At 65.2% G+C, this 24,735-nt stretch carries 22 protein-coding genes, 1 tRNA gene and 2 pseudogenes; 7 read left to right on the top strand and 18 right to left on the bottom strand.

What is annotated here, in order from left to right; translation table 11 throughout:
• Positions 1-20 precede the first annotated feature (20 nt).
• Both QW881_RS27260 and QW881_RS27255 read right to left on the bottom strand, forming a co-directional pair.
• On the bottom strand, positions 21-1,022 hold the full coding sequence (locus tag QW881_RS27260) for an NADP-dependent oxidoreductase (RefSeq protein ID WP_315758680.1): 1,002 nt from the start codon (positions 1,020-1,022) through the stop codon (positions 21-23).
• A 141-nt stretch (positions 1,023-1,163) separates the two neighbouring features.
• Positions 1,164-1,751: a TetR/AcrR family transcriptional regulator gene (locus QW881_RS27255; protein WP_315758681.1), complete on the bottom strand. Its 588-nt coding sequence runs from the start codon at positions 1,749-1,751 to the stop codon at positions 1,164-1,166.
• 108 nt (positions 1,752-1,859) lie between these two features.
• Here QW881_RS27255 and QW881_RS27250 point away from each other — a divergent pair, with 108 nt between their 5' ends.
• A complete protein-coding gene (locus QW881_RS27250; RefSeq protein WP_315758682.1) occupies positions 1,860-2,666 on the top strand; it encodes an oxidoreductase in 807 nt (268 codons plus the stop codon).
• Positions 2,667-2,740: 74 nt separating this feature from the next.
• On the opposite strand, the gene QW881_RS27245 is transcribed toward QW881_RS27250, so the two are convergent.
• Complete coding sequence (locus QW881_RS27245; RefSeq protein ID WP_015663451.1) at positions 2,741-2,956, bottom strand: hypothetical protein; 216 nt, start codon at positions 2,954-2,956, stop codon at positions 2,741-2,743.
• A gap of 115 nt (positions 2,957-3,071) precedes the next feature.
• The gene (locus tag QW881_RS27240) at positions 3,072-3,359 is read right to left on the bottom strand and encodes a hypothetical protein (protein WP_315758683.1); all 288 of its coding nucleotides are present in this window, start codon (positions 3,357-3,359) and stop codon (positions 3,072-3,074) included.
• Positions 3,360-3,688: 329 nt separating this feature from the next.
• Here QW881_RS27240 and QW881_RS27235 point away from each other — a divergent pair, with 329 nt between their 5' ends.
• The gene (locus tag QW881_RS27235; RefSeq protein WP_315758684.1) at positions 3,689-4,735 is read left to right on the top strand and encodes a polysaccharide deacetylase family protein; all 1,047 of its coding nucleotides are present in this window, start codon (positions 3,689-3,691) and stop codon (positions 4,733-4,735) included.
• A gap of 79 nt (positions 4,736-4,814) precedes the next feature.
• Here QW881_RS27235 and QW881_RS27230 read toward each other — a convergent pair whose 3' ends face one another.
• Positions 4,815-5,231, bottom strand: coding sequence for a hypothetical protein (locus QW881_RS27230; RefSeq protein ID WP_315758685.1), 417 nt, complete (start codon positions 5,229-5,231; stop codon positions 4,815-4,817).
• Between the two features lie 429 nt (positions 5,232-5,660).
• On the opposite strand from QW881_RS27230, the gene QW881_RS27225 reads away from it, so the two are divergent.
• Entirely contained in the window at positions 5,661-6,239 is a 579-nt protein-coding gene (locus QW881_RS27225) for a hypothetical protein (RefSeq protein WP_315758686.1), read from the top strand.
• Positions 6,240-6,256: 17 nt separating this feature from the next.
• On the opposite strand, the gene QW881_RS27220 is transcribed toward QW881_RS27225, so the two are convergent.
• The 6 genes and pseudogenes from QW881_RS27220 to QW881_RS27195 all read right to left on the bottom strand — a co-directional run bounded on the left by QW881_RS27220 (position 6,257) and on the right by QW881_RS27195 (position 11,625).
• On the bottom strand, positions 6,257-7,660 hold the full coding sequence (locus QW881_RS27220; protein ID WP_315758687.1) for a GSCFA domain-containing protein: 1,404 nt from the start codon (positions 7,658-7,660) through the stop codon (positions 6,257-6,259).
• 426 nt (positions 7,661-8,086) lie between these two features.
• Positions 8,087-8,455, bottom strand: coding sequence for a hypothetical protein (locus tag QW881_RS27215; RefSeq protein ID WP_316159108.1), 369 nt, complete (start codon positions 8,453-8,455; stop codon positions 8,087-8,089).
• 94 nt (positions 8,456-8,549) lie between these two features.
• Positions 8,550-8,804 (bottom strand): annotated as a pseudogene (locus QW881_RS27210) (IS110 family transposase); the annotation flags it as partial.
• Positions 8,805-9,041: 237 nt separating this feature from the next.
• On the bottom strand, positions 9,042-9,434 hold the full coding sequence (locus QW881_RS27205) for a SecDF P1 head subdomain-containing protein (protein ID WP_316159107.1): 393 nt from the start codon (positions 9,432-9,434) through the stop codon (positions 9,042-9,044).
• 178 nt (positions 9,435-9,612) lie between these two features.
• Positions 9,613-10,317 (bottom strand): hypothetical protein, encoded by a 705-nt coding sequence (locus tag QW881_RS27200; RefSeq protein ID WP_316159106.1) that lies wholly within the window; start codon positions 10,315-10,317, stop codon positions 9,613-9,615.
• A 387-nt stretch (positions 10,318-10,704) separates the two neighbouring features.
• The gene (locus tag QW881_RS27195) at positions 10,705-11,625 is read right to left on the bottom strand and encodes a LysR substrate-binding domain-containing protein (RefSeq protein ID WP_316159105.1); all 921 of its coding nucleotides are present in this window, start codon (positions 11,623-11,625) and stop codon (positions 10,705-10,707) included.
• Between the two features lie 130 nt (positions 11,626-11,755).
• Here QW881_RS27195 and QW881_RS27190 point away from each other — a divergent pair, with 130 nt between their 5' ends.
• Positions 11,756-13,162 carry an MFS transporter gene (locus QW881_RS27190; protein ID WP_316159104.1) on the top strand — a complete coding sequence of 469 codons (1,407 nt, stop codon included), beginning with the start codon at positions 11,756-11,758 and terminating at the stop codon, positions 13,160-13,162.
• Between the two features lie 68 nt (positions 13,163-13,230).
• Here QW881_RS27190 and QW881_RS27185 read toward each other — a convergent pair whose 3' ends face one another.
• Both QW881_RS27185 and QW881_RS27180 read right to left on the bottom strand, forming a co-directional pair.
• Positions 13,231-13,506 carry a conjugal transfer protein TraD gene (locus tag QW881_RS27185; protein WP_315715835.1) on the bottom strand — a complete coding sequence of 92 codons (276 nt, stop codon included), beginning with the start codon at positions 13,504-13,506 and terminating at the stop codon, positions 13,231-13,233.
• 1 nt (position 13,507) lies between these two features.
• Positions 13,508-13,834, bottom strand: a pseudogene (locus QW881_RS27180) (conjugal transfer protein TraD).
• 169 nt (positions 13,835-14,003) lie between these two features.
• Here QW881_RS27180 and traA point away from each other — a divergent pair.
• Complete coding sequence (traA, locus tag QW881_RS27175; protein ID WP_316159103.1) at positions 14,004-17,015, top strand: Ti-type conjugative transfer relaxase TraA; 3,012 nt, start codon at positions 14,004-14,006, stop codon at positions 17,013-17,015.
• 128 nt (positions 17,016-17,143) lie between these two features.
• Positions 17,144-17,359, top strand: a complete 216-nt coding sequence (locus tag QW881_RS27170; RefSeq protein WP_316159102.1) for a helix-turn-helix transcriptional regulator — start codon at positions 17,144-17,146, stop codon at positions 17,357-17,359.
• 382 nt (positions 17,360-17,741) lie between these two features.
• Here QW881_RS27170 and QW881_RS27165 read toward each other — a convergent pair whose 3' ends face one another.
• The 5 genes from QW881_RS27165 to QW881_RS27145 all read right to left on the bottom strand — a co-directional run bounded on the left by QW881_RS27165 (position 17,742) and on the right by QW881_RS27145 (position 23,378).
• The gene (locus QW881_RS27165; RefSeq protein ID WP_315715838.1) at positions 17,742-18,989 is read right to left on the bottom strand and encodes a tyrosine-type recombinase/integrase; all 1,248 of its coding nucleotides are present in this window, start codon (positions 18,987-18,989) and stop codon (positions 17,742-17,744) included.
• A gap of 185 nt (positions 18,990-19,174) precedes the next feature.
• Positions 19,175-19,250 (bottom strand) — tRNA-Thr (locus QW881_RS27160).
• Between the two features lie 147 nt (positions 19,251-19,397).
• Complete coding sequence (locus tag QW881_RS27155) at positions 19,398-21,287, bottom strand: heme biosynthesis protein HemY (RefSeq protein ID WP_315758688.1); 1,890 nt, start codon at positions 21,285-21,287, stop codon at positions 19,398-19,400.
• Between the two features lie 7 nt (positions 21,288-21,294).
• Entirely contained in the window at positions 21,295-22,599 is a 1,305-nt protein-coding gene (locus tag QW881_RS27150) for a hypothetical protein (protein ID WP_315758689.1), read from the bottom strand.
• Between the two features lie 50 nt (positions 22,600-22,649).
• Positions 22,650-23,378: a uroporphyrinogen-III synthase gene (locus tag QW881_RS27145; protein ID WP_315758690.1), complete on the bottom strand. Its 729-nt coding sequence runs from the start codon at positions 23,376-23,378 to the stop codon at positions 22,650-22,652.
• Positions 23,379-23,518: 140 nt separating this feature from the next.
• Here QW881_RS27145 and tsaD point away from each other — a divergent pair, with 140 nt between their 5' ends.
• On the top strand, positions 23,519-24,586 hold the full coding sequence (tsaD, locus tag QW881_RS27140; RefSeq protein ID WP_315758691.1) for a tRNA (adenosine(37)-N6)-threonylcarbamoyltransferase complex transferase subunit TsaD: 1,068 nt from the start codon (positions 23,519-23,521) through the stop codon (positions 24,584-24,586).
• Positions 24,587-24,735: the final 149 nt, after the last annotated feature.

Below are 24,735 nucleotides of genomic sequence, written 5' to 3'. Positions count from 1 at the left end.
AGCTGCAATCAAGAAACCCGCTACTGCACCTTGATCACGACCTTGCCCTTTGCACGGCCGGTCTCGACATAGGCTAGCGCCTCGGGCGTCTGGGTGAAGGGGAATATCTTGTCGACGACGGGGCGAATCGCGCCGCTATCGATCAACCCGGCGATCTGCTCGAGTTGCCGGCCATCAGCGTGCATGAACAGGAATGAATAGTCAACGCCGAGGCTCTTTGCCCTCTTGCGCACGCTGCGGCTCAACAGCCGGATAACAAGCTTCAGAACGGCGTTCAGCCCGAGAGCCGTGGCAAAGGCCGGGTCGGGCGGCCCCGAAATCGAGACGAGGCGGCCGCCCGGCTTTAGCACGTTCAGGGATTTCGCAAGCGTCTTCGGATCCTGGCTGTGCAGCACGACGTCGTAGCCGGAGAGAACTTTTTCGAAGTCCTGGGTCGTGTAGTCGATCACCACATCGGCGCCGAGGCTGTTGACGAGGGCGGCGTTCTTCGCACTCGTCGTCGTCGCGACCGTCGCCCCCAGATGCTTGGCAAGCTGGATCGCGATCGTACCGACGCCGCCGGAGCCAGCCTGAATGAAGACCTTCTCGCCCGGCTTCACCTTCGCGACATCGACCAGAGCCTGCCACGCCGTCAGCGCGACCAGCGGCACGGACGACGCCTCTTCCATCGTCAGTGTGCGGGGCTTGAGTGCGACATCGTCTTGGTGGATGGCGATGAATTCCGCGAAGGTGCCAATGCGGTGATCTCTTGGCCGGGCATAGATCTCGTCACCGACCCTGAAGCGGCTGACACCATCGCCGACCTTGACGACGGTCCCGGCGACGTCGTGACCGAGCACAAAGGGCGGACGGTAGGGCAGGAAGATCTTGAACTCGCCGTCCCTGACCTTCGAGTCGATCAGGTTCACGGCCGAGGCATGAACGCGAATGAGGACGTCGGCGTTCTGGATCTGCGGATCGGGCCGTTCGACGAGGCGTAGCGGGCCCATCTTCTTGTACTTCTCGACGACGTAGGCTTTCACTGGGACTCTCCGGTCTGTGTTCCTTGCCTGGCAAGGTTTGGCTTCCGCCGTGCGATCTGCACAAATTCAGGTGAGGTCGAGGCTGATGGCGCCGCGCGTGACGTCATCCGAACGCACACGACGCGCGCATCGGGCGTTCATTCAGGCTTGAGAAGCGGGTGCGCGCGTAAGGCCAGCCAAGGTGCGGATCGCGCGCTTTCCGCTCCGCAGGATGCCGCTCGACGCCTCTTTGTCGACTGCGCGGGCCAGTTGGAGCGTCCCGATCAGGGTCGCAAATATCGCGCATGCGACATCTTCCCGCGCTTCGACCTCTGCCGGAAGTGCTTCCGCGAGAAGCAGCACAAGGGCGCGAGACTGTTGGGCATACATGCCGCGCGTCTCTTCCGGCTGCCGCGCAAGCTCCGGTAACAGTGCCGCAGAGGCGCAGCCCTGCCCCGGATGGTCCCGGTGTTCGGGCGACAGATAGATGTCGATCAAGCGATCGAGCCCCCCTTCGTCCAGCACCTCGCGCAGCCAGACGGCCTGCCTGCCGAGGGAGTCGGAGATCGTCTCGCGGACGAGATCGGCCTTCGAAGGGAAGTGGGGGTAGAAGGCGCCGTTCGTCAGGCCGGCATCCTTCATGATCGTCGCCAGACCGGAGCCCGCAATTCCATCCGTGCGGAAGCGCTCGACAGCGACGTCCATGATCCTGCGGCGCGACGTGTCTTTTCGGCCCTTTTCGTATCGCATGACGCCTTCGCCCGAATTCCTATTGCATTACAGTCATAATATAAATAAACGATCATAATGCAATATGTCTCTGGCGAGAGTCCGAGACGTTTACCTGAGGGAAAAGACATGGCCGCCGTTAGAACTGCGATCGTGACCGGGGCATCCTCCGGCATCGGCTACGCTGCCGCCGAAGGTCTAGCTCGTGCGGGTTTCACGGTGTTCGGAACGAGCCGGAAAATCGCCAATGACGGCCCCCAGGGGGTCACAATGCTGGCCTGCGACGTCACCGACGAGGCGTCTGTTTCCGCGCTGATCGCAGACGTCGTCTCGCGGGTGGGGAGGATCGATCTCCTCGTCAACAATGCCGGCATCGGCATGTTCGGAGGTGCGGAGGAGTCCTCGATCCCGCAGTCGCAGGCGCTCTTCGACGTCAATGTTTTCGGCGTGATGCGGATGACGAATGCCGTTCTGCCGGCGATGAAACGCCAAGGCGGCGGCCGCATTCTCAACATCGGCTCCATCCTCGGCGTTATCCCGGCGCCGTACTCGGCGCATTACTCGGCTGCCAAGCATGCGATCGAGGGCTATTCGGAATCGCTCGACCACGAGGTCCGGGCCTTCAATGTCCGCGTTTCCGTCATCGAACCGGCCTATGTCCGCACCGTTTTCGATCAGAACGGCATGGAGCCCGACCAGCAGAAAGCCGAATACGATCAGGCGCGCATGGCTGTCGCGGCGCTGCTGCGGGATGTCATGCCGAAGGCCGACCTGCCGGATGTCGTCGTGAAGGTGATCATCAAGGCGGCGAGCGATCAGGTCCCGCGCCGGCGCTACACCGCAGGCAATGCGGCGCGCACGGTCAGTCTGCTGCGCCGGTTCGCAACCGCCGGACTATTCGACAAGACCCTGCGCAAGCAGTTCCGCCTCGCGTAGTCAGACGCTTCCGACCGCCTTCGGGCGGGCCGCACCAGTTCGCGAAAATTGCTGTCCGTGCTGCGGGACGGACCTTACTGCCCGTGCTCGGTCAGCACCTTCTCGCAGGCCTTCGACAGCTTGGCCCGATGCTCCTTGAGACAGGCCAGCACCGCTTGATCGCCGTTGTTCATCACCGCGCGGCAATGCCGCGAGACGTCGCGCGCGCAGGCATCCTGGCCGGGCTGCTGCTGGGCTGAGGCGGTCGACGCGATCAGGACGAGAGGGATGATCAGTGAGAGTTTGTTCATGATTGGCGCCTCGCTCCCGGGACTGAAGGTTTGGCGGCGCTTTTAGTGGTCACAACCGGCCGTCGCAAGCGCCGCGGTCGCAGCCGGGGCGCGCAGACGGGAGCCGGAAGCGTTCTCAATTGGCGTCGTTGGCATCGGCGACCTTGCCGCTGCGTTTGGACATCTCGCGGTCGAGCACGACGCGGCAGCCGGAGCTCAGCGACGACCGGTTCTTGATCATGCAGGCGGTGATCGCCGGGATGTTCGGGATCTCGCTGCTGCACAGGCGGAACGCGTCGCCGGTGCACATCTGTTGCGCCTCGGCGCTGAAGGCGAAGCTCGCCGTCGAGGAGAAGGTCGAGAGGGCGGCAAGGCTGGCGGCCGTCAGAACGGTCCTGCGCAGAAGACTGGTCGAGTTCGTCATGGCTGGCTCCCATTGGCGCCGCGTGTTGGCGGGGCCGCGTGTTTCAATGCGCCCATCTTGGCGGGACGCCCATTTGGCGACCGTGATGCGGGTCACGCCAGATCCGGCGGTTCAACCCTGGCCGGCAGTTCCGGCAGGCCGATGGCCGCGGCGACATGTCGCTCCGGTGAACTGCCGCTTCGGCGCCGGCATCATCCTGGAAATCTTGCCCGATCCTGGTCGTGTTGGCACCGCGTTAAGGAATCGTTGGCACTAATGGAAGCTAATTGAAGGAGGCGGACAGCGTTGCGTCCGCCATCGAGTGTCTCGCGCTTTCGGGAAGAGTAACCATGCGTAATGCGTTAGGCTTGCTGCTGGCCACCGTCGTCGCGGCGTTGGCGATCACCGGTGTCTGGTACTACGTATCGAAGCCCAGCGCCGCCAAGGCCGCCGCGCAGAGCGCAGCGGCGCGGCCGTCCGAGTCGGCGCCGCCCCCTCCGGCACGCGTCGCCGCCAAGGCCGGCGCCAAGGACGATGTCGAGATTACCGGCACGATTTCCACGCGCATGGCGGCAAGCGCGCCGGCGCCCGTGCAGCCCAAATCGACCTGCGCCAATCCGGACGCGCTCGGCATCTCGCGTACGGTCATGGTCGACACCTCCGGCGGCCCCGGTTTCGGTCTCGATCACTTCAAGCAGTTCGACTTCCTCGCCGACCACGAGGTGGTGCTGACCTTCGACGACGGCCCGTGGCCGGTCAACACGCCGGCGGTGCTGAAGGCGCTGGCCGACGAATGCACCACCGGCATCTTCTTCACGATCGGCAAGCATGCGACCTATCATCCGGAGATCCTGCGCCAGGTGCTGGCCGCCGGGCATGTCGTCGGCGTTCATACCTGGTCGCACGCCAATCTGAACGGCAAGAAGATGACCGACGAGACGGCGAAGGAGGAGCTCGAGAAGGGCTTCAGCGCGGTCAAGTTCGCGCTCGGCACCAACCCGGCGCCGTTCTTCCGCTTCCCGCAACTGCAGCACCGGCCCTCTGCCGTGGCCTATCTCGGAAGCCGCAATGTCGCGATGTTCTCCTGCGACGTCGACAGCTTCGACTTCCGCTCCAAGGATGCCGACCAGGTCGTCAACACCGTGATGACCGGGCTCGACAAGAAGGGCAAGGGCATCATCCTGATGCACGACTTCCAGAAGAACACCGCGCTGGCGCTGCCGACCCTGCTGCGGCGGCTCAAGGCCGGCGGCTACAAGGTGGTTGCGATGAAGCCGAAGGGCACGCTCGACACGCTGCCGGAGTATGACGCGATGATCGGCCAGGATCCGAAGCTGCCGACGACAATGACCAATGCGCGGCCGATCTCGAGCGTGATCCAGACCATCTCGCAGTGATGCTCCGCTGCAGGGTCTCCTCGCGCGAAAGGCCGGGCATTCGCCCGGCCCTCTTCGTTTGTCGCCTGTTGCCGGCCGCTCACCAATAGATGCCGTGGCGATGCAGCTCGCGGACGATCCGGGCTTCAGTCCAGCTCTTGCGGCGCGTCCGGTCGGCGCGCGCCGATTTCGACCGCCGCGATGATTTCTGCACCGAGCGGGTCGGCTCGGGCGCCGGCGTCGCAGCGGCGACGGCGGGCTGTGGTGGAGTCGTTGCGGCGACCGGAGCCGCGGGAGCCGCAGGCGCAACCGGTTGCGCAATCGGCTGGACCTGGACCGCGGCTGCTGGCACCGGCGCCGGCGTGACGGTGACCTCGCCGGCCTGCTGGACATAGCTCGGGCGCGGTGCCGGAGCGGCGGCATCGCTCGACGTCATCGACAGGCTGCGCGTTCCCTCGGCCTGTGCGGCCGCGGCGGACGCGAGCATCATGGCTCCGATCAGGATCATCTTGCGCATCGTGAAAGCTCCCCTCGTTGACTGAGAGGAGGTTTAGACGCCGGCGCGACCGTCCGATGTGACCGCGGTCACGCTCGGCCCTGCAAGCGCGAATGGAGCCGGGATCTCGGCACACGTCATTGCGGACCGGCGCACCATTTTTCTCGAACCCTTTTCGCCGCCGCGGCGACTTCCGTTCAGGACGCGGGAGCTCGGGACGAGCCCAGCCGGACAAGCGACCGACTGCAGCATTTGCGCGGTGGCGCCCGCGGCAGTCCTGCTTACCTGACTTTTGCGACCAAATGACCGTCACGACGCGGTGCTTCATGCGCCAAGGGCGACCCAAGATTGAGGTATGATTGTATGTATATGTCCTGTTCGTTGGTGCTGGTTCAGAAGATTCGCCGAACCCGATAGTCAGGGCGATCGATTCGGAGGAAGGATGCGCGCATGGGCCGGGTGATCGTTGCGATGTTCATGGCGGCCGTGACGTTGCTGGCCGCCAGCGGGCAGGGCCGGGCGCAGTCCGGCGACAACAGCGTCGAGGAGATCTATATCGCGCGGAGCGTGCGCCAGGGCCGCGTCGTGCCGTCGGATTTCTGCGCGCCGACCAAGACCGGCTTCGCGCCGGCGCTGGAGGATCAGCTCTCGATCCGCGCCGTCGGGGTCCGGCCGGCTGACGGCCGCATGACCGAGACCGGCGACAAGAGCATCGGCGAGATGCGGGTCTGCATCGGCCAGGCGATGGATCCGACCCTGCTCGGCACCTACACCGAGGGCCAGCTCAACGGCATCGCATTCACCGGCATCGGCGATTGCCGGCTGGTGCGCGGCAATCTGCCGGAGGACGGCCTGCTCACGCACCGCTGCTTCCTGGCGCTGTCGGGCCTGCCTGAGCCGTATGTCGGCGGCTTCCTGGTCTCGAGCTCGCTGTATTCGAAGACGCCGTTCGGCACCGAAAGTTCGCCGCCGGGCTACGCCCAGGCCGGCATCCTGGTCATCCGCCTCTGGAGGAAGCGGCTGCCCTGAGGCAGCCGTTCGCGCGCTCAGGCCGGCGAGAAGGTCTGCACGAAGGCGCGCACCGTCGCGGACACCTTGTCCTCCGAGACGTGCCAGGCGGCGCCGTCGTCGGCGGCGAAGAAGCTCGACGCATTCGACCCGCCCCAGCGGAACACCTCGAACGACGGCCAGTACCAGATGTCCTCGAGGTTCGAGTTGTTGACGACCTCGTGCGCGACCAGCCGCATCGTGCTCTTCGACAGGCAGTCGGCCTGCACCACTGATTCATATTCGAACGAGGTCAACAGCGGCACCGGCGACACGGTGACGATCACCTTGATGTCTGGCCGGATGCTGCGGATGAACTCGATCAGATAGAGCACGTTGTCGACGTTCTCCTGCACGCTGGCGGTGCGGAACTTGTACTTCTCCGCCAGTGCCCGCGAGTTCAGCGCGGTCGGCCGCGGCAGCACGAAGGCGCCGGTCTCGCGGTCGAAGAACGCCGCGGCGACGCCGAGCGTCAGGATGAAGACGTCGGCCTGCTTGATGACGGCGAGCGTGTTCTCCTTGCTCGATCCCGGCGGCAGCAGCTCGACGATGCGCTCGCGGATCTCCGGATCGATCTTGGCGTCGCGCAGCCAGTCGACAAACACGCGGTTGGCGAAGGTCGTGTTGATGTACTCCGAGATCTCCATGTGGTGGCTGGAATAGCCACTGTCGGTGAGGCTCTTGGAGAGGTTGCGCGCGAAGCACGAGCCCATGGTGAAGAAGCGCGTGCTCTTGTCGAGGAATTTCGGCGCGGCGGCGAGGTTCACCGCGATGTGGCTGGTGATCAGCGTCTGCAGGTCGCCAAGGAAGTCCTTGGTCTCCGGATAGCGTCCGACCTTGGCGCGGCCCTTGGCTTCCTTGGCCTTGCCCTTCTTGGCGTTCGACCGCGCGAGCTCCAGCGTCTCGCGGTTGATCGGGTTGTCATAGGCCGGGTTGAGCTTGATCGCCTTTTCCAGCGCCGCGACCGCTTCCTCGAATTCGTTGCCCTGGGTCAGGATCTCGCTGAGCGAGAAATAGTCGGCCGCCTGGTTGGAGGCGCGGGCGAGCTTGCGGAACAGCTCCATCGAGCGCGTGAACGGCCCGACATGGCTGCAGCGCACGGCCGCGCTGCGGATCAGGTGCAGGTTGCCCTCGCTCGGCTCGTCGAAGATCTCCGGATGCTCGTCGAGGATCGCCAGCATCATGTCGCGCGCCTCGGCGCGCTTCTTGTGCGAGCCGTCGTCGATCAGCTGCGCATAGATGAAGCGCGCGTTGATGTCCTTGGGGTCGAGCTCGAGCAGCTTCTGGAACGCGAGCTGGGCGCTGACGAAGTCCTTGTCCTCGATGTATTTGTAGGCGAGCGTCCGGATCTGGCCGACGATGGATTGAAACTGGGTGTGGTTGTCGAGGGCAGTCGTGCTCATGTCGCGGGTTCGCCTTTGTCTCGCGTTGCGTCTTCGGCCGTCGGTCCGGCGCTGCTGCCAGCGGCCGGTGCATCGCCAGCGGCGGCCGACTGATCACGCGCACGGGCGCTGCGGCCCCGCGAGAGACGTCCCGACCATGACCTCTGGATACTGATCGCCACCGGCCCTGCCGCTGGCGTACGCCCGAGCGCAACCGGCACCTGCGGGATTCGAACGCGACGGACGCGCTCGTCCGGATCGCCGCCAGCCGCCAGTGCGGGCAATTCATCCCGCCGCTCGCGCCGAACGATGGCGCGATTTGGGTTAAGCAATTCTTAACCGGCAAATGGAGCGCGGCGAGCGGGCGCGTCAGGAAAGGAGAGATGGGGACGGAAGGAGAGGCTGGTGCCGCAAGAGGGCGCCTCGCTATAGGCGCATCCTACTGACTTAGCTTATGTATTTTTGTGCGATTTCAACGAAAGCCAACGAAAAGGCCAACATTTTTTGCGGCCTTGGCCGAACGATCCCGACCGCCGCGCAGATTTGTCGCTGCGCGTGCGTGTGGCGGATTGAACACCGATGCGGGTGCCGCTCCGAAGGCGAAGGCCAGACGTTCGAGAAGGCCAGACGTTCGAATCGTGTCGCGTGCGCCACTTCGGTACCAAACTGGGCCGTCTTTGCGCCCGAGGCACCGACCAGCGTGCGGAGGAGCGCGCTTTTCGATCCCATGAAGCGAAGCTCTTTCGCGTCCACTTCCACGCGTTGGGCGAGCGCGCGGAGGTAGTCGCGGCGGTAGCTGTTCGAGTCAGTCCTCATGCGTCTGCGGGCCTGGTTGGCGAAAGTTTTGATTGCCTGGGGTGTGATGCTCGGCCCAGCCCGATTCAGCGCACCCTCAGCCTGCTCCGCGCCAGCGCGGGCTCTTTTTGCGCTGCGCCTTCAGCGCCGCCCGCACATGCTGGGTCTCCAGGCAGATCGCCGGCAGGCCAAGCTTGAGCAACTCGGGATGCAGCCACGGCGACAGCGCGCCGGCCTCGTGACCGACCCGCCTCAGCCGGCCAAGATACGCTGACAGTGCTCCCTTGACCGCATTCGGGTCGGTCATCACCGCGACCTCCAGCAGCACTTCGCCCTTGTCGTCGACCATGCAAATCGCGGTCCGATCCATGCCGACATCCAATCCAGCCCGCACAAGAACTCCCTTGCGGGCCTCCTGTGTGGTCGAGAGCGCTCATTCTGCATGGCCGCCGCAGTCGCGTCAGCTGACGGACGGTGAGGCCGATTACGGACGGCAGTCCTAATCGGTCGAGATCCACACCCAGCTCTCGGTCGGTAAGGTCGGCTATTGTCGATAGCGGACCAGAAGGCGGACATGGCAATGCCGACGCGAATGACCCGAAACAGACTACTTCGGCGGTTGCGCCGCTCGAAACTCGATCTCGCCTTTTGGAGCATTGTTAAGTTGCTCCGCCAGACCATTCACTTCTTGATCGGTCCAATCGCGGTCACTGATCTGCCAAGTCGCACCTCCTATTGGCTCTCGAAGTACCGGGGTCAGAAACGTACGTCCCGCAACACGAATCTCGAGCGGCCGACCAAGATTGCTGTTGCTAATAATGCGTAATGTTTCCTTGGATTTCTCCGCGAAGATCAAGTTCAGGATTGGCCTTCCTGTTCTCTCGTCGCGACCTACTGTCGCGCCGGTGAGCACAACCACGTGGTCACCCGCAATGCATCCTGACATAAACAAAAGGCTGGTGACCACAATCAGTAGCGAGCGGCATCTCAGCAACATCATGGACCGGCTCCAAGCTCAACCGGATTTAACGTCAGCGTCATTGTAGACGAGAGCACCCAAGTCGCCTACTGACCCCAGAGCGGATATTAGCGAACGAGCTACTGGGTTGCGCCTTCTACCAAAAGAGAAAAGAGAATCCATCCGCGTTGATATACGATCTCAAGTCCAGATGATGCTGCTATCTTTGTTTACGTTCGACACGTCGCTGAAGCTTTTTCGCTCCGAGCGGCACAGTTGCGGAGAAAGGGGGCGGTTGCGGGTCCGGAACGAGATTGTTGAAGTCGGCGAGGCAGATCGCTTCCCGTGTCTTTGTAGCCGCGCAGATGAGCTTGCCATCAGCCGCGTAGATTAATCTGCCGCGTTGATCTCGACCGGTCCACTCAGCTCCCTCAATTTCCTGGGTCGACTGATGTAAGGGAGCAAGATCGTATTTTCTCTCAAAACTCGTGTCGAAGGCAATGAAGCTGACATTGAGCCCAGCTCCCGGGTGATCTGGATGTGCTGCTACCGGATAAAATCTGAGGACGGCGCTTCGATCGTCTGTAAAGCGTCCGCCTCCGCCATACGTCGTACCCTGGGGCCACAGCCCAAGGGCATGAAGCCAGGGACTCCGGCTGATAGCGCTCCACGCCGACCTGTAGTCAGTTTTCAGTTTGCGTCCTTGATGGATGAACGACAGAAGCAATTTGCCGTCAGGCGACAAATCGCATTTCTCAGGATAGATGCGTCCTTTCAGCCAGGCGCCCGGATGGAACTTATCGTTCTTGGTGTCCCAGCGAACGATATGAAACCAGTCCGACGGGCCCCGACGGAAGATGACGGCTTCATGTGCTTCACGCGCAAATATCACAAAAAGACGAGGGGCGACTTTCTTCTGAACCACATTTGCACCCGCAGGCAGAGAACGAAGTCAAATCCCTATGGAGTTGCTCAATGCCGCGAGGAGTATCAAAGTGGCACTATCTTGTGAATACGCCCAATCGGCGCTGGTCCTTACGGGCTTAAGAGACTGTGAATGTCTGCTGGTGGCCCATCACGTCGATCCTGCGATTGATCGAAAGGGCCGCTATCGAGGGGTAACCGGACCACCAGCGGAATCGGGAAGACAGCCGCCCATGAGGCGTAGCGTAAGATCGTAGTCCGTCGCTGGTTATCCGGCCGGATCGCTTTGGCGGCCGCTGCATCATAGGGGTATAGCGAAGCAGTAGTGCCCATCTTCATCGGCCGTGGTGCGCCATCTCGATTGGGTGCACCGTAGTTGCGGAGCAATTCAGAGGTCTGCGTTCTGCGCATCGTGTCCGAGCCGAGGGGCAGTTGCCGTAACCGATGTTTCTCGAGAAAGCCAATTGACCAAAGTCCGGATAGCTCGATCACCAGTGAGTTCTGGACGCCAACGTGCCACGTGGACTTTGCTCGAGGACACGTGAGGCGTCGCCAACAACGCCGGCACGAGACGGCCATCGGCGACGGCGTCGGCGATCAGAAGCGAGCGCCCAAGCGCGACCCCACCGCCTTCGACGGCAGAGGTGAGGCAAAGCCCGATATCACGCAGAACCGGCCCGCGCGAGACGGCCTGGTTCACGCCAAGTGTCTTGAACCAGAATTCCCAACTCCACTCACCGGCCGGATCGCTCCCCTTCCGGATCAGCGGAAGCTCAATCAGACCGGCCGGATTCGCCAGCGGCTTGCCTTCAGGCAGCACACGAGGTGCGCACACCGGAACCACGCGCTCCTGAAACAATGGCGCTTGGGTCGAACTGGGCCGTGCTTCGGCAAGCGACGTCCAGACGATACGAAGATCGACTGAACTCGCCGCCTCCTGCTCCGCTTGGATTGGCTCGAACTCGACATCGATGTCGGGATGCTCCGACTGAAACGATGGAAGTCGCCTGACGAGCCACCACGCGGCGAATGCCGGGCCCGAACCCAATCTGACGGTTTGGCGGCTGGCGCGGCGGCGCAGACGAGGCTCCAGTCCGGCCATGGTGTCGAGCAACATCGCAAGTTCGGCTCGCAGCAGACTTCCTTCGGCGCTCAGCTCGACCCCGGGATTGAGTCTGCGCAGCAGAGTCGTCCCGTAAAATGTCTCGAGCTGCCGAATTCGATGACTGACCGCGCTCTGGGTCACGCCAAGTTCTTCGGCCGCGCGAGTGAATGAGCGGTGGCGCGCGACGGCGTCGAACGCGACCAATGGAGCAAACGGTGGAAGGCGACGGACCATCGGAGCAAAAAGTGATCAATAAGAACCCCATGATACAGTTTCATGAGATTTTGAGAATGCTTCATTCGCTGCCAAGCCGTTTTTCCGCCAGCCTAAGGCGATGGCAGAACATCTCGAAATTGCGCTGGTTGAGGATCCGACAATCGCGGATAACGGTTCTTCTTCACGATTGCCGCGGTTTGCGCTTCTTGCGGCGAGTGTCAGTGGATTCCTGTTCCAGGTCGATCTCACGGGCCTGGCCGCAGCGCTACCGGACATCGCCAGCAGCTTAGGGGTCCCGGTGCAAGACCAGGCCTGGATTATCGACATCTACAGCCTCGCTCTCATCTTCGCGCTTCCGGTTGCCGGTCCGTTTGCAGACCGACACGGGCGGCGAAGAGTGTTCATTGGCGGCGGCGTCTTGTTTGCTCTCTCCTCGGCACTGTCTGCGGCGTCGACCACGTTCGAGAGCCTACTGGCGTGGCGCGTGCTGCAAGGCGTCGCAGGCGCTGCGATCACGTCGGCGGCTGCGGCGCTACTCGCGGCCGCTTATCCGGGTAAGCGACGCGCCTGGGCCTTCGGCATCTGGGGTACGGTCATCGGTGGCTCAATGGTCGTCGGACCACCGCTCGGAGCAATCATTGCCTCCTATGCTGGCTGGCCGTGGATCTTCTGGATCAATCTTCCGCTCTGTATGGCGCTCGTGGTCTTCGCCTCGCCGCTGGCGGAATCGGAACGTGTCGGCTCTCAACCGCCAATGGATTGGCTCGGGCCGAACCTGCTAGCGCTAGTCGTCGGTTCCTCAGCGTACGCGCTCCTCTCATCAGGCGGATTTCGTGGGATAGCATTGGCTACAACCGTGCTCGCTTCTTGTGCGTTCTGGGTCGTAGAGCGCAGGCACCCGCGGCCGGCCTTTGATTTCGGACTGTTTGCGTCGGTTCCGTTCCTTGCCCTTTGTATCACCGCTATTGCAAGTTCGATCGGTTACTGGTCCTTGCTCGTCCATCTGCCGCAGATGATGCGCGGGCCGATGGGGCTCGATGCAAGTCGCTCCGGATTGCTGCTAACCGCGCTCACCATACCAATGCTCCTGCTGCCTAGTCTGGGCGCGCGCTTGTCGCAGTGTATGCCGGCACGGTTCTACTTCGGGGGAGGACTGACGGTGGTTGGCGTCGCGGCATTGTTCCTGGGAGCCATTTCAAGGGATCTATCCACCTCGGCAGCGACGTGGGCCGTGGGCGCGATGCTGCTCCTGGGCGGAGCGGGGTGCGCACTGTTCAACGCTCAGATCACGGCCTTCTCGGTTTCCTCGGTTCCAGCCGATCGAGCGGCGACGGCTGCCGCCATGTGTGTCACAATGCGTCAGGTGGGCTTTGCTTTCGGCATCGCGCTGATAGGAGCCGTCCTGAATCTGGGCGGTAGCGGCCTGTATCCGCCCGCTTTTCTTCTCGTCGGTGCGATCACGCTTGTGCTTGGTGCAATTGTGTTTGCCTTGCTCTCAATTCCTGTCGCAAGGGAGCTGCAGTAAAGCGGCAAACCAACTTTGCAGTTGATATTAGGATCGTGCAATTCACCGAGCGGGCTGCTGCGGAAGCGCTAGTCGGCCAACGTGCGATTGTCGCGCATTCTACGAACTGTGCGCGTTTCCATTGCAGGGTCCGTTTCGAACGCTTGTTTTCCCTTCGCGGCCCAAAGCTCACGTGCCCGTTCGCCCTCACCGCTTTTAAGCTTGTCAGCCATCCAAAGCAGCGCGCCCAAGATCGTGGAACGGTCGTCACCGGTCAGGTCCACGATGCCGGCTTTGACCACGAGGCCGCCGAGTTCGATGAGGTGCCGGGTGCGCTTGCGGCGTTCGACCTGCCACGCGCGCATGTCATGTCGCGCTTTTGCGGCTTGATGCCGGTTGCGCGCCGTCCGGTTGCCCAGGAGCGCCGTCCGTGTTGCGGTCAGTTGCTGGCGCATTTCAGCGCGTCCGTCCTTGAAAAAACGCGGCGCCGCGCTTGGCCCATGCCTCCCTCTTCCCGGCCTCCTTTGTCTCGGCCAGCACGATCAGCGCGCCTGCCAGTTCTTCAGCCGTCAGTGTGTCAGCTCCGGTCGCGATGACCAATTCGCCGAGCTGGCGCACCTTTCGAGTTTTCAGCCCGCGCGCTTTGTCTTCGAGTGCCTTCAGATCCGCATCAAAGTCTCGTGGCTTGCGCATCATCGTCTCCATGAGCTCGATGGAGAAATAATAGGCGAGCACACCGCAGAATGCTGTAAGGTCATCAGGACGAGCTGAGACGGGGTAGTCCCTCCCGAGATTTTTTCGAGGAGGGCGCGCTTATACGTCGTTCCGACGTGCGCTTCGCTGTGCCAGTGATCTGGTCGCGATGGCGATCTATCATCTTCACGTCAAGGTCATTGGCCGAAAGGCCGGGAGCAGCGCGGTAGCATCGGCGGCTTACCGCTCCGGCTCGCGGCTGCGTGACGAGCGGCTCGGCCGCGATCAGGATTTCTCCGCCAAGCGCGGCGTCGTTCATTCCGAGGTCATGCTGCCGGAGAACGTGCCGGAAGCATGGAGCGACCGCGAGCGGCTTTGGAATGACGTCGAAGCGCACGAAATCCGGAAAGATGCCCAGCTGGCCCGCGAGGTGGAGTTTGCGCTTCCGCGCGAGATGAGTGAGGCGCAGGGCATCGAGCTAGCCCGCGATTTCGTTCGGAGCGAGTTCGTGGGTCTCGGTATGATCGCCGATCTCAATGTGCATTGGGACAGGGCGGGGGACGGACTGCCGAAACCTCATGCCCATGTCATGGTGACCATGCGCTCGGTCGACGAGAGCGGCTTTGGCAATAAGGTACGGGACTGGAACCGTACGGAGATGGTCGAGCGCTGGCGCCAACGCTGGGCGGAGATTGCCAACGCGCGGCTGGCCGAGCTCGACATCGACGCCAGGATCGACCATCGCAGTATGGAAGCCCAGGGCATTGCGCTGGAGCCGCAAAGCCAAATCGGCGCGCCCGCCAAACGGATCGAGGTTAGAGGCATCGCAGGCGAAGGCGGCGAGGCCGATCGCGCCGAGATGCACCGCGAGATCGCGCGCGATAATGGCGCGCGGATCATTGCCGATCCCTCGCTTGGACTGGACACGATTACCCAGCAGCAATCGACATTCACACGCCGCGACCTGGCAAAGTTCGCGCACCGGCACAGCGACGGGCTCGAACAGTTCAATGAGGTGGTGGGCGCAATGCAGGGAGCGCCCGATCTGGTCGAACTCGGCAAGGACACCCGCGGCGAGGACCGGTTCACCACCCGCGGAATGATCGAAGCGGACCAGCGCCTGTACCATGCCGCCGAACTGATGGCAGACCGGGAGCGCCATCAGGTGAGCGATGCGGAGCGCAGGGCGGCTTTGGCGCGTGCGGAAGCCCGCGGCCTAGTGCTTTCGTCCGAGCAGGCTGACGCGCTGGCGCACGTCACGGATGGACGCGATCTCAGCGTCGTGGTCGGCCATGCCGGGACGGGAAAGAGCGCGATGCTGGGGGTGGCGCGGGAGGGGTGGGAAGCAGCAGGCTTCGAGGTCCGGGGCGTGGCGCTGTCCGGCATTGCCGCGGAAAACCTTCAAAGCGGATCGGGCATTGCGTCGCGCACGATTGCCAGCCTGGAGCATGGCTGGGAACAGGGCCGTGATCTGCTCAAATCGAGCGATGTGCTTGTCATCGACGAGGCGGGGATGGTCGGCACGCGGCAGCTCGAGCGCGTGCTGTCCCATGCCGCCGAGGCTGGAGCCAAGGTGGTGCTCGTCGGCGATCCGCAACAGCTGCAGGCGATCGAAGCGGGAGCGGCATTCCGGTCGATTTATGAGCGTCACGGCGGCGCCGAGATCGGCGAAGTGCGCCGTCAGCGGGAGGACTGGCAGCGCGACGCCACGCGCGATCTAGCGACCGGCAAGGTGGGTCATGCGCTCGAGGCCTACCGCTCCCACGGCAGGGTGCACGAGGCGCGGACCCGGGAGCAGGCGCGCAGCGATCTGATCGAGCGCTGGGATAGCGAGCGGCAGGCCTCGCCGGATCGCAGCCGGATCATCCTCACCCACACGAACGCGGAGGTAGAAGCCCTGAACGAGGCAGCGCGCGAACGGATGCGAGCCGCCGGCGATCTTGGCGACGAGGTGCATGTGACCGTCGAGCGCGGCGCGAGAGCATTCGCGAATGGAGATCGCGTCATGTTCCTGCAGAACGAGCGTGGGCTTGGCGTCAAGAACGGTACGCTCGGGACCATCGAACAGGTGAACGCGCAATCCACGACCGTGAAGACCGACGATGGCCGATCCGTGCGCTTCGACCTCAAGGATTACAATCGGCTCGACCATGGCTATGCGGCGACGATCCACAAGGCGCAGGGCATGACGGTCGACCGCGTCCATATCCTGGCGACGCCGGGCATGGACGCCCACAGCAGCTATGTCGCCCTGTCGCGGCACCGCGAGGAGGTGGACCTGCATTATGGTCGCGATGATTTTGCCAATGCGGACCGGCTCACCCGCGCCCTGTCGCGCGATCGCGCGAAGGACATGGCCTCGGATTACGACCGTGCGGATCCGATCCAAAGCTACGCCGAGCGGCGTGGGATCACGTTTCGCGAGCGCGTGGCCGAGATCGTACGCAAGGTCATGCCGGAGAAGCTGCGCGACATGTTCGACGGCCTTCGCGTTCCTGGGGAGGTGTCCGACCGATATGGCGGACAACGGCCCGAGCCCGGGTCGCCGGAAAGGGAAAGGAGTGGTACGGCAACCGACCGGCGTGAACCCGAAGTGCCGGCAAGGAACGTGGCGCAAGATCCCGAGGTGGAAGCACGTCGCGTCCGGACCCGGGCGCTCGTGCGCCATGCCCGCGCCGTGGATGCGATCTTCGCGGAGCGGGAGATAGGCAGGCAGGCAAGTCCGGAGCAGGTGAAAGAACTACAGACGGCCCGCCATGCCTTCGAGGCGGTGCGGCCTTATGGCTCGCATGACGCCGAAGCCGCCTACCGAAACAACCCGGAGCTCGCCCGTAAGGCGGCGGCCGGTCAGGTCAGCCCCGCCATCCGTGCGCTCCAGATCGAGACCGAACTTCGCACCGATCCAAGCCGGCGCGCCGATCGCTTTGTGGAGCGCTGGCACAAGCTTGGCCACACCAGTCAGCGCCTATACCAAGCTGGCGACATGTCCGGCTACAAGGCTGCGCGCTCGGCAATGGGCGACATGGCCAAAAGCCTCGAACGCGATCCGCAATTGGAATCCATCCTCGCCGGCCGCAAGAACGACCTCGGCATCGCGTTCGAATCCGGCCGCCGGCTCGGCCAGGAGCTAGCCCTTGCCCACGGTATCGGCCTTGGAAAAGACCGAGGCCTCGAACGCTGACTAGGCCTATCTGCCGCCGCTTGGGCGCCACGCCCCGACAAGTCGAAAACCCAATTGCACGCCCGCCAGACGGTGGCCTCTCTTCTCTCAGCAGCCGTCAGAACCAACCAGCAGGAGGCAGCCCGGCCATGCGCGAAGCGGACCGCATCATCCGTTTGAAAACCGTTCTCGCGAGGGCCGGGCTGTCGCGGTCCACGATCTACCGCAAGATCGCCGAGGGCACATTCCCGGTTCAGATCAAGATCAGCACCAATGGCAGCGGTTGGCATGAATCCGAAATCAACCGGTGGATCGCAGATCCTGTCTCGTGGCGACCGAGGGGCGCGCTCGGTGAAGTCCGGTGACGAGAAGATGAACGTCAATCGTCGTTGTCCTCGAAACGCATGATCAACAACGCGCGCGTCCGCCGTGGCGGCAGCTTGCCCTATTCCTTAGAGAGGCGCGTCTTCGGCCCGTTGCTGATTGGGCCGTCAATCGGTCCTAGTTCTGCGCTGATAGCAACAGGCTTGTCCTGCGCTGATAGAGGGGCTTCTCCACGCAGCCAACTCCGCGTTTTCTGATCCGTTCTTGGTGAAATGCCGGCGTCCCATTGTTCACCAAAAGGGCCGCCGCCATAAGCTCACTCGTGTCGTACCCCAATCGATGTGTACCCGGAGGTGCTGACCGGATTATCGGATAGCCTTCCTATCCCCGCACACGATCTTAACGTACTAGGCCCACCACTGCTCACGCTGACGCTTCCTTGAATTGCAATATGCGCGCACCCTGGCGCAGCGCATCGAGATAGTCGGCCCACCACGTCATCAGTTTCACACGCTCATCCCAATAGTCGCCGCGGGCGTAGGCCCGGCGCACAGCATTCGGCTCAACATGCGCCAGCGCAGCCTCGATGGCGTTGATGCTCCACTTTCCGCTTTCGTTGGCCAGGGTCGAAAAGGTCGAGCGGAAACCGTGAGCGACCATCTCGTCGTTCGAATAGCCGAGACGGCGCAGCGCCGCACACAGCGTGTTTTCGCTGATCGGCCGCGTCACCGAACGCAGGCCCGGGAAGACAAGCCCGGCCACGCCTCGCCCTGTGATCGGATGCAGGTCCCGCAAAATGGCGGTAGCCTGCGCTGGAAGCGGGACGCGGTGAGGTCTGCGCATCTTCGTCCGCTCGGCGGGGATGTTCCACACGGCAGCGTCCAGATCAAACTCAGCCCATGTCGCGTGGCGCAGCTCGCCCGGCCGCGGCGCTAGCAGGGCGATCAGTTGCAGCGCGGCCTTCGTCGTTGGCTGGCCCTGAAAGCCGTCAATCGCCCGCAGCAAGCCGCCGAACGCGACAGGCTCGATAATCGCCGCCCGGTGCTTCGGTTTTGGAGCTGCGATTGCGCCGCGCAGCGCTTGGGTCGGGTCCGCATTGGCACGGGCGGTCGTGACAGCATATCGAAATACGGCACCAATGACCGCCCGCAGGCGCTTTGCCGTTTCGAGCTTGCCGGCCGCTTCCAGTGGTTGCAGCACCCGCAAGACTTCGCCAGCGGAGACGTCGCCGATCGGCAGCGGTCCCAGATCGGCCTTGGCCAGGCCGAGCAGCCATTCCAGCTTGCCAGCGGTCGCAGTCGCAACGCCCTCCCGCTTCTTCTTGGCAAGCAGCTCATCGGCCAGAACACTGAACGTGTTGGCCTGAGCCTCGGCGCGCGCCGCCTTCACCTGGCGCTTCCGGATGGCGGGATCGATGCCGTCCCGCAAGAGGCCCGCAGCTTCGTCCCTTAGCCTTCTGGCAGCTTCCAGTGGCACACCGGCCGGGGCCTTGCCGTATTCGCCAAGGGCGAGCTTCTTCTGCTTGCTGCCGAACCGATACGCGAAATTCCAGAGTTTGCCACCGCTTGGCGTAAGCCACAGTTGCAGGCCGCCCCCGTCCGAGAGCTTCACTAGCCGCCCACTAGCCTTGGCGTTCCTAACGGCAGCGTCCGTAAGTTTTCCACTCGCCATGCCACGCACCAACTGTTGGCCTTTTCAAAGCTACATCGCCCGAAAGGCCAACAAGGAGGCCAACAATTTCATCGGCTGTCAACGAACGAGAACAAACCGTGACGGCCACGAATGACCGAAAATGTTTTGTTTTCAGTACCTTGTCGGCGAGAAACGAACGAGGGAGGACGGCTGCGGAGGGGGGGTGGTGCCGCAAGAGGGACTCGAACCCCCGACCCCGTCATTACGAATGACGTGCTCTACCAGCTGAGCTATTGCGGCGAACCATAGCGGCGAGCGCCCGGCACGGGGACGGACGACGCGAACGCGCTCCTGATATCGGGCGGACGGCCCGTTGGCAAGGACAACGCGCGCCGCCGCGGCGCGGAAACGAACCGGTGTGGCCCAAAACGGCGGGGCTGGTTGCCCTCAGCCGCCGAACCGCGACCAGAACCCGCGCCAGCCGCCGGCCTGGGCCTTGGGCGCGAGCTGCTCGGCGAACTCGTCGCGGGGCTGGTCGTCGTCGTCGACGCCGGGATCGTCCGGCGGTCGCATGATCGGGACGATCGCCTGGATCGGCGTCTCCGCCGGTCGGGCGAGATCGTTGCGGGTGCGGAACAGCGGCGTCGGCGCGGTGGCCGCGGTCTCGGCCGGCTTGGCGGCCACGGCATCCGGCTCGGCCTCCGGCTCCGATTCGGCCTCGGCGGGGCCCGCGGCCTGCAGCGGCGGCGCCGGCTCGGCGGCGATGGCCGTGGCCTCGATCAGCCTGCCGTCCTCAGCCGTGTCCACAGCGATATCCACGGGCTTGTCGACAGGCTTGTCCACTGTCTCGACCGGCTTTTCGGCCTGCTCGGGCTCGGCGGCTGCCGCCGGCCGCGGCGGCTCGTTGTCCTGCACGGCCGGCGTGATCACCACGGGCGCGGGTGCGGCCTCGCGCGGCGGCTCGACCGCGGCTTCGGCCATGGCCGGGCGGACCGGCGGCGCCAGCACGGCTTCGGCGAAGGCCGAGCTTTCGATCACGCTGCTGCGCTCCGAGGGCAGGCTCGCCACCGGCGTCTGCCATTGGAAGGCGTCGAGCCGGCCGGTGACCGGCGAGATCGGCTGCCAGCGATCGCTGACGTAGCCGTCCGCGGTCCAGGCCGGGTCGTGGCGGGCACGCACCGCGCGTAGCGCCCATTCCCGCGCCTTGCCGGCGTCACCATGCTCGGTGCGCTCCAGCTCGGCCATCAGCATCGCCACGCGCTGGGTCGGGTCCTCCGTGAACGGCGCCAGCGCCTCGCGGGCGCGGCCGAATTCGGCGGCGTCGATCGCCGCGCGCGCCACCGCCAGCGCGCCTTCGACATGGCCGGGCGTCCGCGCGGCCAGGTTCTCCACCCGCGCCAGCCGCTGCGTGGCCGAATCGCCGAGCCGCACATGGGCGTAGGCATCGGCGAGATCCGGATGCGGGCACGCCGCCCAGGCCGCCTCGATGATCTTCATCGCGCGCCGCACCTGGTGCGCCTCGCTCTCGAACTTTGCCGCCAGCACCGCGGCCGGCACCAGGGTCGGCGCCAGCTTCACCGCCTCCATCGCGCTGGTGCGCGACAGGTCGCGATCCCCGGTCTCCAGCGCCAGCGCGCGCGCCGTCAGCAGCACGCCGCGCTGACGGCGGTAGCTCGGCTTGTCGATCATGCCGGCGGTGTAGTTGCCGTCGAGGATCGAAAGCGCACCGTCCCAGTCGGCCTCGGCGCAGCGGAAGCCGAGCACGGCATGCGAGGCCCAGGTGGCGTTGGGCGCCAGCCTGAGCGCCTCGTCGGCAATCATCACCGCGGCATAGGCGTCGTCGGCGCGCTGCGCCTCGATGAACAGGCCGCGCAAGCCGAGCAGGCGGGTGTCGTGGCGCTCGGCCATGGCGCGGAAGGCGCGCCGGGCGCCGTCGCGGTCGCCCTCGAGCTGCGCCGCCTGGGCGTGCAGGAGCAGCGTCAGCGGATCATCGCCGGCCAGCCGCTTGGCGGTGTCGGCGTGCTGCCGCGCCGCGGTCGAATCGCCCTGGCCGATCGCCAGCAGGCCGTGGGTGATGGCGTGGCGGCCGCGCTGATGCCGGCGGGCGCGGTGCGCCTTGCGAATGCGGCCGGGTGCCCGCAGCAGCGCGCTGATCAGGTTCCACAGCGCGACGCAGGCGGCGATGGTGAGGCCGAGCGCGAGCACGAACACCGGCAAGGTCATGGCGATCCGCCACGGGCCCCAATTCAAGACGACGTCGCCGGTCTGCTCGGCGACCCAGGCCGAGCCCGCAGCGGCGAGCCCGACCAGGATGAGGAAAATGACGATCCGGAACATGGGCGTCCTATTGCGCGGGTTTGGCGAGCGCGGTCATCGCGTCGTCGGCGAATTTGCGGGCGGCCGACAGCGCTGCGTCGCGGGCATCGGCGCGTGCGAGCCAGTCATTGGCGGGGGCGCGATCCTCCGGCGAGAGACCCTTCAGCTCGCGGCGGGCCTCGGCGAAATCGTTGCGCAGCGCCGCCGCGGTGATCCGTGCGACGACCGCGCCGCGATCGGTGCCGGCGCCGTCGGTGCGCTCGACCTTGACCAGGCTCGAGGCGCCGGCGGAGAGCTTGTTGAGGATCGAGGTCCCGGTGGTGCTCTCGGGCGCCGGCGGCGAGAGCTTCGGCACAATGGTGAGCAGCTCGCGGCTCAGTGCCGCGGGGCTCGGCACGCCGGTCGTGGCGAACGCCTCCAGCGGCTTCAGCGCGGCCGCGTCGGGCGCCAGAGATTTGGCGGTGGTCAGCGCCGCTCCATAGGGATCGCCGTGACGGACGGCGACGTCGAGCAGGGTCGCGGCGACCACGCGGCGCAACGGCGCGTCGTCGGCCGGCTTGGCCGCCTCTGCCGCCTCGGAGATCCTGGCGCGCTCCTGTGCCAGCGCCGCGCTCTGGCTCTTGCTCGCCCGCTCCAGCGCGTCGATGCGGGCGGTCAATCCGGAGAGATCGACCGGCTCGGGTGCGGGCGCCGGCGCGGAGCCGTCGCGCGGCTGCGCCCGGACGTCGTTGAGGGCGGCCACGGTCTTGTCGGCCTGCGCGCGCAGGCCGGCGACGTCGTTGCGAAGCGCTGCCATCGCCTTGTCGGCGGCATCGAGCCGGCCCGTCACGGCGCCATCCGGCTTGCCGATGCGCTGCTCCAGCCCGGCGACGCGGGAGGTGAGCTCGTCGACCGCCGTGGCCTGCGGCGAGATCGCCGACGGCGGTGCGACCTGCGGCCAGCCCAGCATCCAGCCGACGCCGATGACCAGCGCGGCCGCGGCCGCGCCGGAGAACGGCGCGATGATCCAGGGCGACACCGGCCGGGAGGGTGGCGGCGTCATGCGCGGCGGCTCGGCCGCAGCAATGGTCTCCTCGGCCCTGTCATCGGCGGCAGCGGCCGGTTCGGCGTCCGGCGCGATATGAGGGTGCGATTCGGCGGCGGTCTCCGACGAGCCTTCGGCCATGGCTGCCGCCGGCGCGGACCATGGCGAGGCGGTCGGCCGCTCGGCCGCGCTCTCGCTGGCCGACGGGCGCTCCTCGCGTGAGGTCGGCTCCAGGTCGATGGTCGGCGGTGGCCGTTTCGGCCGCCCGGTGTCGGAGGCCGGTGCAGCGGTGTCGGGTTCATCGACCATGGTGTAAGTTCCCTGGCTGAGGCAAGATTGAGCAGGCCCTCTTACGCCATTCACGACCGTAGCGCACGGGTCAGGCCCTCCAGCATGTCGTTTTCATCCGGATGCGCCGCGATTGTGACCTGGGTGGCGCCGGCCTCGCGCAGCACCTCGGCGACATTGGCCGACAGGCAGCCATGGGGCACCGCCAGCGCCGAGATCTCGACGCCATCGGCCCGGATGGCTGCCACGAATGCCGCGGCACTCCGCCGCGAATAATGCAGCACCGCCTCGATTCGGTTGGCTGCGAAGGCCGCGCAGACGTCGCGCGGCAGCGCCGCGACCGGCGCCATCCGATAGACGGTCTGGGTGACCACATCGAAGCCGCGCTCGGCGAGCTCGGAAGCGAGGTCGCGCGAGACGTCGGCGCCGGCGAGATAGAGCAGGGTGGCCTTGGCGTCGACGACGCCGCTGTCTGCGATCAGGTCGCGCAACGCCGTCGCATCGGCCGCGGCCGAGATCACCTGTGTGAAGCCGGCCTCGCGTGCGGCTGCGGCCGTCCGGTCGCCGACCGCGAACAGCGGCAGGCGCAGCAAGGCGGACGCCCTGAGCTGCGGCGCCGCCGCGCGCAGCGCGTTCGATGACGTTACGATGAGTCCGGCGGCATCGCCGCCGACGTCCGGCGGCATCGCGACCGGCTCGAAGCGCAGCATCGGCGCCAGCAGCACCTCGAAGCCGCGCGCGCGCAGGGCGCTCGCGGTGCGTTCATTGTCCGGGGCGGGACGGGTCACCAGCACGGCCATGTGCTATGCTCCCGTCGAACACGGATCGGCCGGGCTGCAACGGACGGACGATTGCACCTGGCGACCTCGTGGTGTTAGGCGGTTCTGCGCACTCATAATGACCAAAAGGGTTGAGATTGGGTAACGAATCGCAAACGCTCGTGCTGGGCATCGAAACCACCTGCGACGAGACCGCCGCGGCGGTGGTGGCGCGTGATTCGGACGGCAAGGGGCAGATCCTCTCCAATGTGGTGCGCTCGCAGACCGACGAGCATGCCATCTACGGCGGCGTGGTTCCCGAGATCGCCGCGCGCGCCCATGTCGACATGCTCGACCATCTCATCGACGCGGCGATGCGCGAAGCCGGCATCGACTATGCCGCGCTCGGCGGCGTCGCGGCGGCGGCCGGGCCGGGCCTGATCGGCGGCGTCATCGTCGGCCTCACCACCGCCAAGGCGATTGCTCTCGTCCACAATACCCCGCTCATCGCGGTCAACCATCTCGAGGCGCATGCGCTGACGCCGCGCCTCACCGATGCAATCGACTTCCCCTATTGCCTGTTCCTGGCCTCCGGCGGCCACACCCAGATCGTCGCAGTCGCCGGCGTCGGCGACTACGTCCGGCTCGGCACCACCGTCGACGACGCGATGGGCGAGGCGTTCGACAAGGTCGCGAAGATGCTGGGCCTGCCCTATCCGGGCGGACCGCAGGTCGAGCAGGCCGCGCGCAATGGCGACGCCGCGCGCTTTGCCTTCCCGCGTCCGATGCTGGGCCGCAGCGATGCCAATTTCTCGCTGTCCGGGCTGAAGACGGCCGTGCGCAACGAGATCGGCCGGCTCGACAAGGTGAGCGAGCAGGACATCGCCGACCTCTGCGCCAGCTTCCAGGCGGCGGTGCTGGACTCGACGGCCGATCGCCTGCGCGTCGGCCTCGATCTGTTCAAGCAGCGTTTTGGCGCGCCGACCGCGCTGGTGGCCGCCGGCGGCGTTGCCGCCAACCAGGCGATTCGTGGCGCGCTCGACGACGTCGCGCAGCGGGCCGGCACCCGGCTGATCATGCCGCCGCCCGCGCTCTGCACCGACAATGGCGCCATGATCGCCTGGGCCGGACTGGAGCGCCTCGCGCTCGGCCTCGTCGACGGCATGGACGCCGCCCCGCGGGCGCGCTGGCTGCTGGATGCGAATGCCAGCGTGCCCGGCAAGTTCGCGAATACGCGCGCGGGGTTTTGAAGGTGGCGGAGTTGCTTTTTCATTCCGCACAAAGCGGCTGGATCGCCCTCGGCTGTGATGTGGCAAGCTCGTGCCGGAAGCTCCGCAGACTTGTCAGTGGAAAAGAACATCGCGGCAATGACGGCGGCTCAGAAATTGTCGCAGCAGAG

This window comes from Bradyrhizobium sp. SZCCHNS3016, assembly GCF_032484535.1.
In the GTDB taxonomy this organism is placed as follows: Bacteria; Pseudomonadota; Alphaproteobacteria; order Rhizobiales; family Xanthobacteraceae; genus Bradyrhizobium.
Note: the sequence above shows the minus strand (reverse complement) of the source record. Positions and strands in the feature narration are given on the sequence as shown.

Coding starts and splice junctions, on each gene's coding strand:
- QW881_RS27255 (WP_315758681.1), bottom strand. CDS start 1,751: ATGCGATACGAAAAGGGCCGAAAAGACACGTCGCGCCGCAGGATCATG.
- QW881_RS27250 (WP_315758682.1), top strand. CDS start 1,860: ATGGCCGCCGTTAGAACTGCGATCGTGACCGGGGCATCCTCCGGCATC.
- QW881_RS27245 (WP_015663451.1), bottom strand. CDS start 2,956: ATGAACAAACTCTCACTGATCATCCCTCTCGTCCTGATCGCGTCGACC.
- QW881_RS27240 (WP_315758683.1), bottom strand. CDS start 3,359: ATGACGAACTCGACCAGTCTTCTGCGCAGGACCGTTCTGACGGCCGCC.
- QW881_RS27235 (WP_315758684.1), top strand. CDS start 3,689: ATGCGTAATGCGTTAGGCTTGCTGCTGGCCACCGTCGTCGCGGCGTTG.
- QW881_RS27230 (WP_315758685.1), bottom strand. CDS start 5,231: ATGCGCAAGATGATCCTGATCGGAGCCATGATGCTCGCGTCCGCCGCG.
- QW881_RS27225 (WP_315758686.1), top strand. CDS start 5,661: ATGGGCCGGGTGATCGTTGCGATGTTCATGGCGGCCGTGACGTTGCTG.
- QW881_RS27220 (WP_315758687.1), bottom strand. CDS start 7,660: ATGAGCACGACTGCCCTCGACAACCACACCCAGTTTCAATCCATCGTC.
- QW881_RS27215 (WP_316159108.1), bottom strand. CDS start 8,455: ATGAGGACTGACTCGAACAGCTACCGCCGCGACTACCTCCGCGCGCTC.
- QW881_RS27205 (WP_316159107.1), bottom strand. CDS start 9,434: ATGATGTTGCTGAGATGCCGCTCGCTACTGATTGTGGTCACCAGCCTT.
- QW881_RS27190 (WP_316159104.1), top strand. CDS start 11,756: ATGGCAGAACATCTCGAAATTGCGCTGGTTGAGGATCCGACAATCGCG.
- QW881_RS27185 (WP_315715835.1), bottom strand. CDS start 13,506: ATGCGCGCGTGGCAGGTCGAACGCCGCAAGCGCACCCGGCACCTCATC.
- traA (WP_316159103.1), top strand. CDS start 14,004: ATGGCGATCTATCATCTTCACGTCAAGGTCATTGGCCGAAAGGCCGGG.
- QW881_RS27170 (WP_316159102.1), top strand. CDS start 17,144: ATGCGCGAAGCGGACCGCATCATCCGTTTGAAAACCGTTCTCGCGAGG.
- QW881_RS27165 (WP_315715838.1), bottom strand. CDS start 18,989: ATGGCGAGTGGAAAACTTACGGACGCTGCCGTTAGGAACGCCAAGGCT.
- QW881_RS27155 (WP_315758688.1), bottom strand. CDS start 21,287: ATGTTCCGGATCGTCATTTTCCTCATCCTGGTCGGGCTCGCCGCTGCG.
- QW881_RS27150 (WP_315758689.1), bottom strand. CDS start 22,599: ATGGTCGATGAACCCGACACCGCTGCACCGGCCTCCGACACCGGGCGG.
- QW881_RS27145 (WP_315758690.1), bottom strand. CDS start 23,378: ATGGCCGTGCTGGTGACCCGTCCCGCCCCGGACAATGAACGCACCGCG.